The organism is Bradyrhizobium manausense (assembly GCF_001440035.1).
GTDB classification, from domain to species: domain Bacteria; phylum Pseudomonadota; class Alphaproteobacteria; order Rhizobiales; family Xanthobacteraceae; genus Bradyrhizobium; species Bradyrhizobium manausense.
Genome location: NZ_LJYG01000051.1, coordinates 47,831 through 63,093, shown reverse-complemented (window position 1 = coordinate 63,093; position 15,263 = coordinate 47,831). Strand labels below are relative to the sequence as shown.

The following is a 15,263-nucleotide window of genomic DNA, read 5'->3' as shown; positions in this document are numbered from 1 at the left end:
TCCGAGCACATGAGCGTCGCGGCGATCATCCTTGGCACCGGCCACCGTGAAGCGATCCCGGAAGCGGTCGAGTTGCTTGGGATTGATGGCAAAGACCATAAAACCATGCTCGAGCAGCATCTCCACCACTGGGCCATGCGGCGTCTCGATTGCCACCGCGATCTGTCCCGGTGCGGCCTTGGTCTTTTCGACCAGCCAATCACACAGCTCCGTCAGTCCGGCTCCACCATGCGCAAAGTCGCGCTGGCCGGCCGGCCGTCCTTCCGCATCCAGCAGGCAAACGCAATGACTCCGCGTTGCCCAATCGATCCCGACGAACCATTGCACGTCCTTGACCATCGTTGGATCTCCTCGCTCTCAAAGCGGGCCAACCGCGATCCTGATCGATCCCTGTACTGGCGCTCTCGGCGCAATGACCTCCTACTGGATCTCGATCGCGGACGTTCCGCTGGGGCGCGGTTCCTACGTGGGTGCTCAAGGCACGGGTGGACAAGGCTGCTCCCGACGGATCGGCCCGAATGGCCAGTCTACACCTCTAGGCCGGCCATGAACGTCAGAAGGGTACAGGGTGGGCAAAGGCGCAAAGCGCCGTGCCCACATCTTTCTACGATTGCGGGATCGTGGGCACGCTCGACTTTGCCCACCCTACGGCACCGAAGCTGGCTTTCCCGTACCTTCGTTCAACAAGCACGCCACCTGGTGCGCGTCGCCTGCATCCATCAGCACCGGCCGCTCCGTCCTGCATCGCTCCATCGCAAACCGGCAGCGGGTGTGAAACGCGCAGCCGGGCGGCGGATTGACCGGGCTCGGCACGTCGCCGTCGACCAGCGGCGCGAGCTTCTTGGCCAGCGGATTGGCAATCGGCACCGAGGCGAGCAGCGCCTGCGTGTAGGGATGGCGCGGATTGCTGAACAGCTCATCCTTGTCGGCGATCTCGACGATGCGGCCGAGATACATCACCGCCACGCGGTGGCTGATATGGGCGACCACGGCGAGGTCGTGGGCGATGAAGAGATAGGAAAAGCCGTGCCGCTTCTGCAGATCGATCAGCAGATTGATCACCTGTGCCTGGATCGAGACGTCGAGCGCGGACACCGGTTCGTCGCAGACGATCAGGCGCGGCTCCAGCGCGAGCGCGCGCGCGATGCAGATGCGCTGGCGCTGGCCGCCGGAGAATTGATGCGGGAAGTTGCGCATCTGGTCGGGGCGGAGGCCGACCTGCTCGAACAGTTTGGCGACCCGCGTCTCCAGCTCTTTGCCGGTTGCGAGACCATGGACCGCGATCGGCTCGCCGACAATATCCCCGGCGGTCATGCGCGGATTGAGCGAGGCGAACGGGTCCTGGAACACGATCTGCATGGCGCGGCGATGCGGTCGCAGCGCCGACTTGGACAGATGCGTGATGTCCTCACCGTCGAGGCGGATCCGGCCTGAAGTCGGCTCGACCAGCCGCAGCACGCTGCGCGCCACCGTCGACTTGCCGCAGCCGGACTCGCCGACAAGGCCGAGCGTCTCGCCGGCTCCAAGGGAGAACGAGACGCCGTCGACCGAATGCACGGTGCCGACCTGCCGGCGCAGCACGCCGGCACGCACCGGATAATATTTCTTGAGGTCGGTGACCTCGAGCAGAACCTTGCTCATGCCACCTCCGCCACGTCAGCCGCGCGCCAGCAGGCGGCAAGATGGCCGCCGCCCCAATCGATCAGCGGCGGATATTCGGCTTCGCAGCGCTTGATCGCGAGCTTGCATCGTGGGGCGAAAGCGCAGCCCGCGGGAAGCCGCACCAGCGAGGGGACGGTCCCCGGAATTTCGTTCAGCCGTTCCTGCGCGGCGACGCCGGGCGCAGGCACGGCGGGAATCGAGGCCATCAGCCCGCGCGTGTAGGGATGCTTTGGCGCAGCGAACAGCGCCTCGACACTGGCTTCCTCGACCTTCCGTCCCGCGTACATCACGATCACGCGTTGCGCGGTCTGCGCGACGACGCCGAGATCGTGCGTGATCAGCACGAGGCCGGTCCCTAGCTCCTTCTGCAGATCGAGGATCAGCGCCAGGATCTGCGCCTGGATGGTGACATCGAGCGCGGTAGTCGGCTCGTCCGCGATCAGCAGCGCCGGCCGGCACGCCAGCGCCATTGCGATCATCGCGCGCTGGCGCATGCCGCCTGAGAGTTGATGCGGATATTCGCGCGCGCGCCGCGCCGGCTCCGGGATGCGCACCAGCCGCAGCATCTCGACGGCGATGTCGCGGGCCTGTTTCGATGACAGATTCCGATGCAGCCGCACCGCCTCGACGATCTGGTCGCCGATCCTGATAACAGGATTGAGCGATGTCATCGGCTCCTGGAAGATCATGGAGATGCGATTGCCCCTGACCTTGCGCATCTCGGCCTCGCTCAGGGCCAGGAGATCGGTGGCTTCCAGTGAGACGGAGCCACCAACGATCCGCCCGGGCGGATCGGGCACGAGCCGCATCAAGGACAGTGCGGTAACGCTCTTGCCGCAGCCGGATTCGCCGACGATCGCCAGCGTCTCGCCGCGCTTCACGGTGAACGAGAGATCGTCGACGGCCTTGAACAGGCCGGAATTGGTGAAGAACACCGTCTTCAGGTTCTTCACCTCGAGCACGAGATCGGAGGAATCAGCCATCAGCCGCGCTGCCGGGGATCGAGGATGTCGCGCAGGGCGTCACCAAAAAGATTGGCGCCGAACACGGCGAGGCTGATGGCGATGCCCGGGAAGATCACCAGCCACGGTGCGGTGCGGACATATTCGGCGGCGGATTCGGAGAGCATGCGGCCCCATGACGGGTACGGCTCGGGGATACCGAGGCCGAGGAAAGAGAGCGAAGCCTCGGTCAAAATGGTTGAGCCGAGCTGCGCGGTCGCCAGCACGATCAGCGGCGCCAGCGTGTTCGGCAGCACGTGGCGCAGCGCGATCCGTATCTCGCTCATGCCGATCGATTTCGCCGCCTCGACGAACGGCTGCTCGCGCAGCGCCAGCGTGTTGGCGCGGGTGACGCGCGACACGGTCGGGATCAGAGGAATGGCGATCGCGAGAATGACGTTCGGCAGCGACGGGCCGAGCGCGGCCGTCATGATCAGGGCGAGCACCAAAAGCGGCAGCGCCTGCAAGATGTCGGAGACGCGCTGGAACATGAGATCGACCCAGCCCGAGAGATAGCCGGATGTCAGCCCGACGATCACGCCGATGGTGCCGCCGAGCGCGGTCGAGCCGATGCCGACCGCGAGCGAGATCCGTGCGCCGTGGATGATGCGGCTGAACACGTCGCGGCCAAAGGAATCCGTGCCCATCCAGTGTGCCCAGCTCGGGCGCGCCAGCGCATGCGCGGCATCGACGCTTAAGGGGTCATAGCGCGCGATGAAATCGGCGAAGATCGCAGTCAGCACGAACACCGTCATGATGGTCAGCCCGGCCGCGCCCAGCACATGCCGCTGCGCCAAAAACAGCACGCGCCGCCAGCCGCCGGTCGCATGCGCGCCCGCCCGCTTCAGTTCGACCTCAAAGTCGATTGCAGCCAAGCTGATCTCCTAATCCGTGTACCGGATGCGCGGGTCGAACACCGCGTAGAGCATGTCGACGGTGAAATTCGCGAACACCACCACGACCGCGATGAACATCACGAGGTTCTGCACGATCGGATAATCGCGCCAGCGGATCGCCTCGACCAGGAAGCGGGCGACGCCGGGGATGTTGAACACGGTCTCGGTGACGATGAGGCCGCCGATCAGGAACGCCGCCTCGATGCCGATCACGGTGATCACGGGCAGGATCGCGTTCTTCAGCGCATGGTGATAGTTCACGGCCGCGTCAGATGCGCCCTTGGCACGGGCGGTGCGGATATAATCCTGCCGCAGCACTTCCAGCATGGACGATCGCGTGATGCGCATGGTCAGCGCTGAACTGCGGAAGCCGACCACCATCGCCGGGATGCAATAGGTTGCGAAGGCCTCGGCAAAACTCTGCGGATTGGGATTGAAGATCGGCATCTGCCCGAACATGGCGACGGACGCGGTCAGAACCAAGAGACCGAGCCAGAACGAGGGCAGCGACAATCCGCTCAGGCTCAGCACGCGCAGCGCGTAGTCGATCCGCGAGCCCTGCTTCACCGCGCTGATGACGCCGAGCGGAATGCCGATCGACGCCGAAAACAGCAGCGCGAGCCCGGCGAGCCGCGCGGTGATCGGGATTCGCGGCAGGATTTCCTGCAGCGCCGGCTTCTCCGAGACGTAGGAGTAGCCGAGATCGCCGCGCAGCAAGCCGCCGATCCAGTGCAGATATTGCACCACCAGCGGCTGGTCGATGCCGAGTTGCTTCTCGAGATCGACCTTGTCGGCGGGATCGACGTAGCCGGCCGCGGCGAACAGGATGTCAACGATGTTGCCGGGCACGATACGCAGCAGGAAGAAGATGACGACCGAGATCCCGAACAGGGTCACGAGCATCAGGAACAGGCGCCGCACCAGATAGGCAAACATTCGCGCCCTCCGCCGAAACTGCTAATCTTCAGCCTGCCGCTTTATTTGTCGAGCCACACATCCTCGTAGCGAAATCCGTTATAGGAGCTGTTCGACATGATCGTGACCCCCTTGACATAAGGCTGCCAGCAGGTGCCGGCCCGCGCATGGAAGATGATCGGACGGGCGACGTCCTCCTGCAGCTTCTGGTCGATGTCCCAGACCAGTTGCTTGCGCTTGCCAATATCGATCTCCTGCGACTGCAGGTCGAACAGCTTCTCGATCTCCTTGTTGCAGTAATTGGTGTAGTTCCGCTCCGAACCGCAGGAATAGTTCTCGTAGAAGGATTGGTCGGGATCGTCGACGGAATTGCCGGTCAAATTGAGGCCGAGCATGTAGTCCTTGCGCGCAACCTTCGGGAACCAGTTCGCGGTCTCCACCACATCGAGTTCACCGTCGATATAGATGCTCTTGAGCTGGTCGATCAGGATCACCGCGGGATCGCGATATTCCGCCAGATTGCGCGTCGAAACCTTCACAGCCAGATGCTTGTCGGGGCCGTAACCCGCCTTCTGCATCAGCTTCTTCGCTTCTTCGCGGTTCGCGTTCACGTCCGGACCGTAACCCGGAATGGTCTGGAGCTTGTCCTTGGGCATGCCCCAGATGCCTTGCGGCGGCGGCAGCATGGTGCCGCCGATGTCGGCCTGACCTTCGAACAGGATATCGACGAACGCCTTCCGATCGAGTGCCAGCGACATCGCGCGGCGGATATCGATGTTGTCGAACGGGGCCGAGGTCGAATTGACAATGATGTTGGTCGAGACGTTGGTCGGTTCGACGACGCAGACCGCGTTCGGCGCCTGCGACTTGATGTCCTTCAGCAGCGGGATGGTGATATGCGTCGGGAACGTCATGTCGAACTTGCCGGCGACGAAGGCGAGGATCGCGGTCGAGCGGTTCGGGATGATGGTGTATTCGATGCCGTCGAGATAGGGCAGGTCCTTCTTCCAATAGTCCGGATTCCGCGTCAGCTTGATCGATTCATTGGCCTTGAACTCGACGAATTTGTAGGGGCCGGTCCCGATCGGGTGGGTGCGCATGTCCGCCGGCGAGACGTGGCAGGGATAGATCGGCGTATAGCCGGAGGCGAGCATCGCCAGCAGCGAGGGCTGCGGCCGCTTCAGGTTGAAGGAGACCTCGAAGTCGCCGTTTGGTGTGACGTCGTCGACATCGCTGTACCAGGCCTTGCGCGGATTCTGCCGCAGCTTCTGCTGCGACTTGCCCATGAGGAGGTCGAATGTGCATTTGACGTCGGCCGACGTGAACGGCTTGCCGTCATGCCATTTGACGCCCTGGCGCAGCTTGAACGTCAGTCTCTTGTTGTCACTGCCCCAGGACCAGCTCTCGGCCAGCTCAGGCCTGAGTGTATCAGGACTGTTCTGCGCGATATGCTGATCATAGATGACGAGATTGTTGAACACCCCCATGAAGGGCACGTTGACCGAATAGGTCGCGCCCTCGAGGATCGACGCATTCGCCGGGCTGTCGCGGTGATACATCCGCAGGATTCCGCCCTGCTTGGGCTCGCCGGCGAAAGTCGTGGTCGAAAACGCCAACAAAGACAACGCCGCCGCCGCGGCGAGTGCCCGCACGCTCCGCATCCTCGGTCCTCCCTGGACACCAGTCTCTTGGGCCGTTTACGGCCTGTTTGACCGGACGATAGCCGACGGGTGCAAGGTGAGGCAACGGGCTAAAGCGCTTGAGGGCCTTGGTAATTTGGATGACGTAACGCCGCAGGCATTCACATTTTCATAATGGGAAAGTGCAGGTGCGAAGGGTTCCGGAGCTGATGTCGTGCAATCCTTAACCAACAAACTCGATCGTCGTCCCTGCCCCCGTGCGGAATTGCGCACTAGGCCGGGACGACACCGAGTTTGTTGCGCCTAGCCGGGCAGGCAACGCAGTAGCAGCAAGCTTTCACACAATCCTTGACGTCTTGTTGCCCCAATACCGGTCCCGCAGCAGCCGTTTGTACAGTTTTCCCGTCGGCAGCCGCGGCAATTCCTTCTCGAAATCCACCGAGCGCGGCACCTTCTGCCGCGACAGCGATTTTGCGCAGAAGGCGATCAGCTCCTCCGCAAGCGCCTCGCCAGGCATTACGCCCGGCATCGGCTGCACGACGGCCTTCACCTCCTCGCCGAGATCGGCATTGGGCACGCCGAACACGGCGGCATCCGCAACCTTGGGATGGGTGATCAGCAAATTCTCGCATTCCTGCGGATAGATGTTCACGCCGCCGGAGATGATCATGAAGGTGGCGCGATCGGTGAGATAGAGGAAGCGGTCCTCGTCGACATAGCCGACATCGCCGACCGTGCTCATGCTGCCGTCGGCCGAGCGCGCCTCCTTCGTCTTCTCGGGGTCGTTGAAATATTCAAACGGCGACGCCGTCTTGAACCAGACTTGGCCCGGCGTGCCGGTCGGGCACTCCCGCATATTCTCGTCGAGAATGTGGAGGTCGCCCAGCAGCACCTTGCCGACGGTGCCGCGATGCGCCAGCCATTCCTCGCTGTTGCAGGCGGTGAAGCCGAGGCCTTCGGTCGCGCCATAATATTCGTGGATGATCGGGCCCCACCATTTGATGATGTCATCCTTGACCAGCGCCGGGCAGGGTGCCGCGGCGTGGATCGCGATCTCCAGCGAAGAAAGGTCGTAGCGCTTGCGCACCTCTTCCGGCAGCTTCAACATCCGTGAGAACATCGTCGGCACCAGCTGGGTGTGGGTGATGCCCCATTGCTGGACGAGTTGAAGGTAACGCTCGGGATCGAACGTCTCCATGATGATCACGGTGCCGCCCATCCGGATGGTGAGATTGACGGCAGCCTGCGGTGCGGAGTGGTAGAGCGGCGCCGGCGACAGATAGACCATGCCCTCGCGATAGTGCCAAAGCCTTGTCAGAAAATCGAACAGCGGCAGATTGTGTTTTGGCAGCTCTTCCGGCAACGGCCGCAAGATGCCTTTCGGCCGCCCCGTCGTGCCGGATGAATAGAGCATGGCCGTGCCGAGCCATTCATCCGCGATCGGCGTCTTCGGCAGGTCGGCGGTGACGTCGGCAAGGCCCACAATGCGATCGCTCTCCCCCGGGCCGTCGGCGACGATGCAGAGCTTGACATCGGGGCAGGCCTGGATCGCCTCGCGCGCGATGCCGAGCTTTGCCACCGACGTGATCAGGATCTTGGACTGGCTGTTGACGAGGAGATAGGCAAGCTCCCCCGGCGTCAGGAACGAGTTGATGCAGGTATAGTACAGTCCGGACCGCTCGCCCGCGCCGCAGGCTTCGAGATATCGGGAGTTGTTCTCCATGAAGATCGAGTAGTGATCGAGCCGTTTCAATCCGTGCTTGCGAAACAGATGCGCCAGCCGATTGCTTCGCGCGTCCAGCTCGCGATAGGTGACGGCCTCGCCGGTCGCCGCCATGATGAAGGCGGGCTGCAGCGGGCGCAGGCGGGCATGCAGACCAGGGTACATCAGTCCTCCTGCCTTAATATCATGCAGCGAGATCCAGGATTTCGCGTATCTGCGGCGGGCTCTCGATCTTGCGCGGATTATGCGGAATCCAGTTCGTGCGCATCGCCTGCTCGGCGATGGAGTCGAAATGCTCGGGCGAGACACTCACCTCAGCGAGGCTGCGCGGCATGCCCAGCGAGCGGATGAAGGCGTCGAGCACGTCGGCGGCGTTGTGACCGGGAAAGCCCATCGCGGCGGCGACGATCATCTGGCGCTCGGCATTGGCGCTCGCGTTCCAGCGCATCACCGCCGGCAGCATGATGCAGGAGGTGTGGCCATGCGGCACGCCGAAGGCGGCGCCCAGCACGTAGCCGATGCCGTGGCTCGCGCCCATCGGCACCCCGGCCGCGAGCGCGCCCATCGACAGCCAGGTGCCGATCTGCGCGTCCATCCGCGCGTCGAGATCTCTGGGGTCGGCCTTCACCCGCGGCAACGCGTCGGCGAGCATGGCGAGGCCCTTCACCGATTGCGCGTCGGCGTAAGGGTGGGTCTCGTGCGAGCAGATCGCCTCGACGCAATGGTCGATGGCGCGGATGCCGGTGGAGAGAAACAGCCATTCCGGCGTGTGCACGGTGATCGCAGGGTCGAGAATGGTCGCGCGCGGCACGGTGAGCGGATGCCGCAGCATCTGCTTCACATGCGTGCTGCTGTCGGTCACGCCGGCGATCGACGAGAACTCGCCGCCGGCAATCGTGGTCGGCACGCTGATCTGGCGCACGGTCGGCGCGGTCATCTCGGGCGCGACGCCCTTGCGCACACGGATGCGGTCGATGCCTGCGATATCGTCGATCCCATTGGCAAGGCAGAGCTGCACCGCCTTGGCGCCGTCGGTGATCGAGCCGCCGCCGACAGTGACGATGAGATCTGCGCCGGCCTCGCGTGCCGCATTGGTGGCCGCGATCACCGCCTCGCGCGGCGTGTGCGCAGGCATCGCATCGAACAGCCCGACACAGCGCGAGCCCAGCGCCTGCACGATCCTCGCGATCTCATCGGTCTGGCGGTTGAGCGTCCCTGACACCATCAGGAAGGCGCGGCGTGTTCCCAGCCGGTCCATCTGCGCGACGAGGGCCTCGGCCGCCGGATGGCCGAACACGACCTCCTCGATCGCGCCGTAAACGACACGTCCCTGGTGCACGCCTGTCCTCCCCGGACAATTCGTTTTGATTTGTTGGGGGTAGTCTAGCCAAGCCGGCGGCCTCCGTCATGTGCGAAGACGCTGATCTCTCGTCTCCCTCCCCCGCGAGCGGGGGAGAGGCGAAGGCAATGTCAACCCGTCATCAGGCTAGGACATCCGGCGGAGCATTGCGGGTGACGTAGTCTTGAAGATTTCATCATCGCCACCCATCTTGTGGCGCCCGCGGGTAGAGGACTACGCTGCATTTTCCGCGGCTTTCATGCGAGGACCAGGGATGAGTGGATCGGACGAAAGCGAGCAATTTGTCAAAACGCACGATTTCGTTCGGCCCAAGCCTTATGACAAGCCCTACGCCATAGCCGGCCTTCTCGTCGCCGCCTTCGCACTCAGTGGCTGTGGCCAGCCCACCTCGCAAGCGGCTGCGCCGCCGCCTCCAGCGGTGACCGTCGCCCAGCCGGTCAAGCGCACCGTCACTGATTGGGATGAGTTCACCGGCCGCTTCGAGGCGGTCGAGGAGGTGCAGGTGCGTCCGCGTGTCGGCGGCTTCGTCAACTCGGTCGAATTCCAGGACGGTGCCATCGTGCACCAGGGTGATCTGCTTTACGTCATCGACCCCCGGCCGTTCGAGGCAGTGGCGGCGCAGGCCGACGGCCAGCTCTCCGACGCCCGCGCCAAGGTGGAGCTGGCCAAGCGCGAGCTCGATCGTGGCCTGAACCTGGTCCAGACCAGCGCGGTCTCCGAGCAGGTCGTCGACCAGCGGCGCCAGGCCTTGCAGGCCGCGCACGCGGCGGAAACCCAGGCCGAAGGCGCACTGCAAGCCGCCCGGCTCAACATCGAGTTCACCCATGTCACAGCGCCGCTGACCGGCCGCGTCAGCCGGCACCTCGTCAGCCCCGGCAACCTTGTGCAGGGCAGCGACACCGGCACCTCGACGCTGCTGACCTCGATCGTCTCGCTCGATCCGATCTACATCTATTTCGACATGGATGAGACGACCTTCATCAAATACAGCAAGCTGTGGTTTGAAGGGAAACGTCCGAGTTCGCGCGATACTGCGAACCCCGTGCAGGTGACGCTCGCAGGCGAGACCAAGCCGTCGCATGACGGCGCCATCAACTTCCTCGACAACCGCCTCGATGTCTCCACGGGGACGCTGCGCAGCCGCGCGGTGGTCAAGAACACCGACCTCTCGATTCTGCCCGGCCAGTTCGGCCGCGTTCGCCTGATCGGCAGCGCGCCCTACGAGGCGCTGCTGATTCCGGATGCAGCAGTCGCGACCGACCAGTCGCGCAAGATCGTGTTCGTGGTGAAGCCGGACGATACTGTGGAAGCGCGCCCGGTGGTGCTCGGGCCCCTCGATGACGGCCTGCGCGTGATCCGCGAAGGGTTGAGGGCCGAGGACCGCGTCATCGTCAATGGCATCCAGCGCGCCCGTGTTGGCGCCAAGGTCACCCCGCAGACCGCTCAAGCGCCGGCCGGTGGCAAGGCTGGTGACAAGTCATGAATCTTGGCCGTCTGTCCATCAACCAGCCCATCCTCGCGATGGTGCTGTCGATCGTGCTCCTGATCGTCGGTACGCTCGCTTATTTTACGCTACCAATCTCCGAATATCCGCAAGTGGTGCCGCCGACCGTCGTCGTCACCACGCAATATCCCGGCGCCTCGGCGCAGACCGTGTCCGACACCGTCGCTGCTCCGATCGAGCAGCAGATCAACGGCGTCGAGGACATGCTGTATCTCTACAGCCAGGCGACCTCGAACGGCCAGCTCACCATCACCGTCACGTTCAAGCTCGGCACCGATCTGGACAAGGCCCAGGTGCTGGTGCAGAACCGCGTCGCGATCGCGCAGCCGCAGCTGCCGGACGAGGTGCAGCGCAACGGCGTCGTCACCCGCAAGAACTCGCCCGACATCCTGATGGTCGTGTTCATGCTGTCGCCCGACGACACGTTCGACCAGCTCTATATCTCCAATTATGCGCTGCTCCAGGTCCGCGACCAGCTGCTGCGCATCGACGGCGTCGGCGACATCCAGATCTTTGGCGCGCGCGACTATTCGATGCGGCTGTGGCTCGATCCTGATCGCATTGCCAATCTCGGCCTGACCTCGGCCGAGGTGCTGGCCGCGATCCGCGCCCAGAACGTTCAGATCGCGGGCGGCCAGATCGCCGAGCCGCCGATCGCCGACCGCGCCTTCCAGCCGAACCTGGTATTCACCGGGCGTCTGAAAGACCAGAAGCAGTTCGAGGACATCCTGATCAAGGCCGGCTCCGACGGCCGCACGGTGCGCCTGCGCGACGTCGCCCGCATCGAGCTCGGTGCTTTGGCCTATTCGACCAACAGCTTCCTGCTGCGCAAATCCGCGGTCGCCATGCTGGTGACGCAGCGGCCGGGCTCGAATGCGCTCGCGACGGCCAAGAACATCTCCGACACCATGGCGAGGCTCAAGCAGAGCTTTCCGAAGGGCCTCGACTTCAACATCGGCTACAACCCGACCGAGTTCATCGCGCAGTCGGTCCACGAGCTGATCAAGACCATCTACGAGGCCATGCTGCTCGTGGTCGTCGTCGTGCTGGTGTTTTTGCAGGGGTGGCGGCCGGCGATCATCCCGATCATCGCGATTCCGGTGTCGCTGGTCGGCACTTTCGCGGTGATGGCGGCGCTTGGCTTCTCCATCAACAATCTCACGCTGTTCGGGCTCGTGCTCGCCGTCGGCATCGTGGTCGACGATGCCATCGTCGTGGTCGAGAATGTCGAGCGGCATCTCGAGCACGGCCTCAGCCGGCGCGACGCGGCGCTGAAGACGATGGAGGAGGTCGGCGGCGCGCTGGTCTCGATTGCGCTCGTGCTCTGCGCAGTGTTCGTGCCGACGGCGTTCCTGGGCGGCATCTCCGGGCAGTTCTTCCAGCAATTCGCGGTGACCATCGCGGTTGCGACCGCGATCTCCTGCTTCTGCTCGCTGACGCTGTCGCCCGCACTGGCCTCGCAGATCCTCACCCCGCATGAGGAGAAGCGGCCGCCCGCCGCCTGGAATCTGCTTGCGCGGGGTTGGAACGCCTTCACCGGCGCCTTCAATCGTGTGTTCGATCGGCTTTCGCATGGCTATGCCGGCCTCGCCAATTTCGTGATCCGGCACGCGGTGGTGATGCTGCTGATTTATGTCGTGCTGATTGGCAGCGCAGGCTGGTTGATCGGGACGACGTCGCAGGGCTTCATCCCGGCCCAGGACCGCGGCTACGTCATCATCTCGGTGCAATTGCCGGGGGCGGCCTCGCTGGCGCGCACCACCGAGATCGTGCGGGAGATCGAGCGGATCTCGCTGGACACGCCAGGCATCATCCGTGTTGCGGCCTTCGCCGGCTTCTCGGGCGCGACACGAACCCAGGCCGGCAATGCGGCGGCGCTCTTCCCTGTGTTCGATGAGCCCGAGGTGCGGCTGAAGAAGGGCCTGACGGCGAATGCGATCACGGCCGAGCTGCGCAAGCGCCTCGCCGCGATCCAGGGTGCCTTCATCATCGTGATTCCGCCACCGGCCGTGCCCGGCATCGGCACCGGCNCGCCATCCGCATCCAGGACCGGCAGGGCCGTGGACCGCAGCTGCTGGCGTCAGCGACCGACGAGCTTGTCGCCGCCGCGCGCAAATCGCCCGCGCTGCTTGCCCCCTCGGTGTTCTCGCCGTTCTCGGCCAATACGCCGCAGCTGTTCGTCGACATCGACCGCACCAAGGCGCAGAAGCTTGGCGTGCCGATCTCGAACATCAACGACACGATCCAGACCTATTTCGGATCGACCTATGTCAACGACTTCAACCTGTTCGGTCGCACCTATCACGTCACCGCGCAGGCTGATTTCCCGTTCCGCAAGGAGCCTGCTGATCTTGCGCGGCTGCGCACGCGCAACGCCTCCGGCGACATGGTGATGCTCGGCAGCGTGGTCGACTTCAGGGACGTCTCGGGTCCGGATCGCGTGGCGCGCTACAATCTCTACGCGGCGTCCGAATTGCAGGGCGAGCCGGCGCCGGGGACGAGCTCGACCACCGCGCTCAACGCCATCAAGAAGCTCGCCGACGACACCTTGCCGAGCGGCTTCACCTTCGAATGGACCGACCTGTCCTATCAGCAGATCACCGGCGGCAATGCCGGCCTCTACGTGTTCCCGATCTGCGTGCTGTTCGTCTATCTCGTGCTCGCCGCGCAATATGGCAGCTGGACGCTGCCGTTCGCGGTGATCCTGATCGTGCCGATGTGCCTGCTCGCTGCCACCATCGGCGTGCGCATCATGGGCCAGGACGTCAACATCCTGACCCAGATCGGCTTCGTCGTGCTGGTGGGGCTCGCGGCCAAAAACGCGATCCTCATCGTCGAGTTCGCGCGCGACATCGAGAAGGAAGGCAAGCCGCGGCTGGAGGCCGTGATCGAGGCCTGCCGCCTGCGCCTGCGGCCGATCCTGATGACGTCCTTCGCCTTCATCCTCGGCGTGCTGCCGCTGGTGATCTCGTCCGGTTCAGGTTCCGAGATGCGCCAGGCCGTCGGCGTCGCCGTGTTCTTCGGCATGATCGGCGTCACGCTGTTCGGCCTGCTGTTCACGCCGATCTTCTATGTGGTGGTGCGGAACCTGGCCGAGGGGCGGAACGAGAAGGGCGTGGTCTCGTCATCTTGACCATCAGCCTATCCGCAATCTCGATGTCGTCCCGGCCTAGTGCGCTATTGCGCAAGGGCGGCCGCGACGACACCGACTGTTGGGCGTGCAGAAGCCATACTAACGACCAACACGAACCCCATGGGCACGCCCGTTGTTCTTCACTACACTCCGCGCGATTTCAAAACAGAACACTGCTGGGAGATAACGAATGAAATCAGGACTTTTGGCCGCTGTCGCAATTTCGGCTTTGTTGCTGGCCGCGCCGGCCTTCGCGCAGGGCGTCAAGATCGGCATTCTCAACGATCAATCCGGCGTCTACGCCGACTACGGCGGCAAATGGTCGGTCGAGGCGGCCAAGATGGCGATCGAGGATTTTGGCGGCGAGGTGCTCGGGCAGAAGATCGAGCTCGTCACGGCCGATCACCAGAACAAGCCTGACCTCGCCACCTCGATCGCACGGCGCTGGTACGACGTCGAGAACGTCGACATGATCACGGAGCTGACCACCTCCTCGGTCGCGCTCGCAATCCACGAGCTCTCCAAGGAAAAGAAGAAGATCGACATCGTGGTGGGCGCGGCGACATCGCGCCTTACCGGCGATGCCTGTCAGCCCTACGGTTTCCACTGGGCATTCGATACGCGCGCGCTTGCGGTCGGCACCGGCGGCGCGCTGGTGAAGGCAGGCGGCGACAGCTGGTTCTTCCTCACCGCCGATTACGCCTTCGGCTATGCGCTGGAGAAGGACACCAGCGAGATCGTCACCGCCAATGGCGGCAAGGTGCTGGGCTCGGTCCGCGTGCCCCTGAACTCGTCAGACTTTTCCTCCTTCCTGCTGCAGGCGCAGAGCTCGAAGGCCAAGATCGTCGGACTCGCCAATGCCGGCCTCGATACGACCAACTCGATCAAGCAGGCTGCGGAGTTCGGCATCGTCTCTGGTGGCCAGAAGCTCGCTGGTTTGCTGATGGTACTCTCGGACGTTCATGGTCTCGGGCTTCAGGTTGCGCAGGGCCTCGTGCTCACCGAAGGCTATTACTGGGATCTCAACGACAAGACGCGCGACCTCGGCGAACGCTTCTTCAAGCGCACCGGGCGGATGCCCAACATGATCCAGGCCGGGACTTATTCGGCTACGCTGAGCTACCTGAAGGCAGTCAAGGCGGCCGGCAGCAAGGACACCGAGGCCGTCGCCAGGAAGCTCAAGGAGCTGCCGGTCGACGACGCTTTCGCCAAGGGCAAGGTGCTCGAGAACGGCCGCATGGTCCACGACATGTATCTGTTCGAGGTCAAGAAGCCCTCGGAGTCGAAGAAGCCCTGGGACTATTACAAGCAGCTCGCCGTCGTCCCCGGCGACCAGGCGTTCTTCACCGCCAAGGACAGCGGCTGCCCGCTGACGAAGTGACGCGCGGCGTCATTCCGGGGCGATGCGAAGCATCGAGCCCGGAATCTC

Annotated in this window: 11 protein-coding genes and 1 pseudogene; 4 read left to right on the top strand and 8 right to left on the bottom strand. The window is 63.9% G+C overall.

Features of this window, described 5'->3' with window-relative positions; genetic code table 11:
- The 8 genes from AOQ71_RS43160 to AOQ71_RS13650 all read right to left on the bottom strand — a co-directional run.
- On the bottom strand, nt 1-339 hold a 339-nt coding region (locus AOQ71_RS43160), incomplete at its 3' end, for an IS110 family transposase (RefSeq protein WP_157083506.1).
- Between the two features lie 306 nt (nt 340-645).
- Nucleotides 646-1,641: an ABC transporter ATP-binding protein gene (locus AOQ71_RS13680; RefSeq protein ID WP_057747184.1), complete on the bottom strand. Its 996-nt coding sequence runs from the start codon at nt 1,639-1,641 to the stop codon at nt 646-648.
- A complete protein-coding gene (locus AOQ71_RS13675; RefSeq protein WP_057747182.1) occupies nt 1,638-2,645 on the bottom strand; it encodes an ABC transporter ATP-binding protein in 1,008 nt (335 codons plus the stop codon). Before AOQ71_RS13675 ends, AOQ71_RS13680 begins: the two co-directional genes overlap by 4 nt.
- Nucleotides 2,645-3,538 (bottom strand): ABC transporter permease, encoded by an 894-nt coding sequence (locus tag AOQ71_RS13670; RefSeq protein ID WP_057747180.1) that lies wholly within the window; start codon nt 3,536-3,538, stop codon nt 2,645-2,647. Before AOQ71_RS13670 ends, AOQ71_RS13675 begins: the two co-directional genes overlap by 1 nt.
- A 9-nt stretch (nt 3,539-3,547) precedes the next feature.
- Nucleotides 3,548-4,495, bottom strand: a complete 948-nt coding sequence (locus tag AOQ71_RS13665) for an ABC transporter permease (RefSeq protein WP_057747179.1) — start codon at nt 4,493-4,495, stop codon at nt 3,548-3,550.
- Nucleotides 4,496-4,536: 41 nt separating this feature from the next.
- On the bottom strand, nt 4,537-6,135 hold the full coding sequence (locus AOQ71_RS13660) for an ABC transporter substrate-binding protein (RefSeq protein ID WP_057747177.1): 1,599 nt from the start codon (nt 6,133-6,135) through the stop codon (nt 4,537-4,539).
- A gap of 316 nt (nt 6,136-6,451) precedes the next feature.
- The gene (locus AOQ71_RS13655; RefSeq protein ID WP_057747175.1) at nt 6,452-8,002 is read right to left on the bottom strand and encodes an AMP-binding protein; all 1,551 of its coding nucleotides are present in this window, start codon (nt 8,000-8,002) and stop codon (nt 6,452-6,454) included.
- A 19-nt stretch (nt 8,003-8,021) separates the two neighbouring features.
- Nucleotides 8,022-9,176: an iron-containing alcohol dehydrogenase gene (locus tag AOQ71_RS13650; protein WP_057747173.1), complete on the bottom strand. Its 1,155-nt coding sequence runs from the start codon at nt 9,174-9,176 to the stop codon at nt 8,022-8,024.
- A gap of 274 nt (nt 9,177-9,450) precedes the next feature.
- On the opposite strand from AOQ71_RS13650, the gene AOQ71_RS13645 reads away from it, so the two are divergent.
- From AOQ71_RS13645 to AOQ71_RS13635, 4 genes and pseudogenes are all read left to right on the top strand, one after another.
- A complete protein-coding gene (locus tag AOQ71_RS13645) occupies nt 9,451-10,680 on the top strand; it encodes an efflux RND transporter periplasmic adaptor subunit (RefSeq protein ID WP_057747171.1) in 1,230 nt (409 codons plus the stop codon).
- A pseudogene (locus tag AOQ71_RS13640) lies at nt 10,677-12,731 on the top strand (efflux RND transporter permease subunit); the annotation flags it as partial. The gene AOQ71_RS13645 and the pseudogene AOQ71_RS13640, both read left to right, overlap by 4 nt.
- A 1-nt stretch (nt 12,732) precedes the next feature.
- On the top strand, nt 12,733-13,834 hold a 1,102-nt coding region (locus tag AOQ71_RS47750), incomplete at its 5' end, for an efflux RND transporter permease subunit (protein WP_245316870.1).
- 190 nt (nt 13,835-14,024) lie between these two features.
- Nucleotides 14,025-15,215 carry an ABC transporter substrate-binding protein gene (locus AOQ71_RS13635; RefSeq protein WP_057747169.1) on the top strand — a complete coding sequence of 397 codons (1,191 nt, stop codon included), beginning with the start codon at nt 14,025-14,027 and terminating at the stop codon, nt 15,213-15,215.
- Nucleotides 15,216-15,263: the final 48 nt, after the last annotated feature.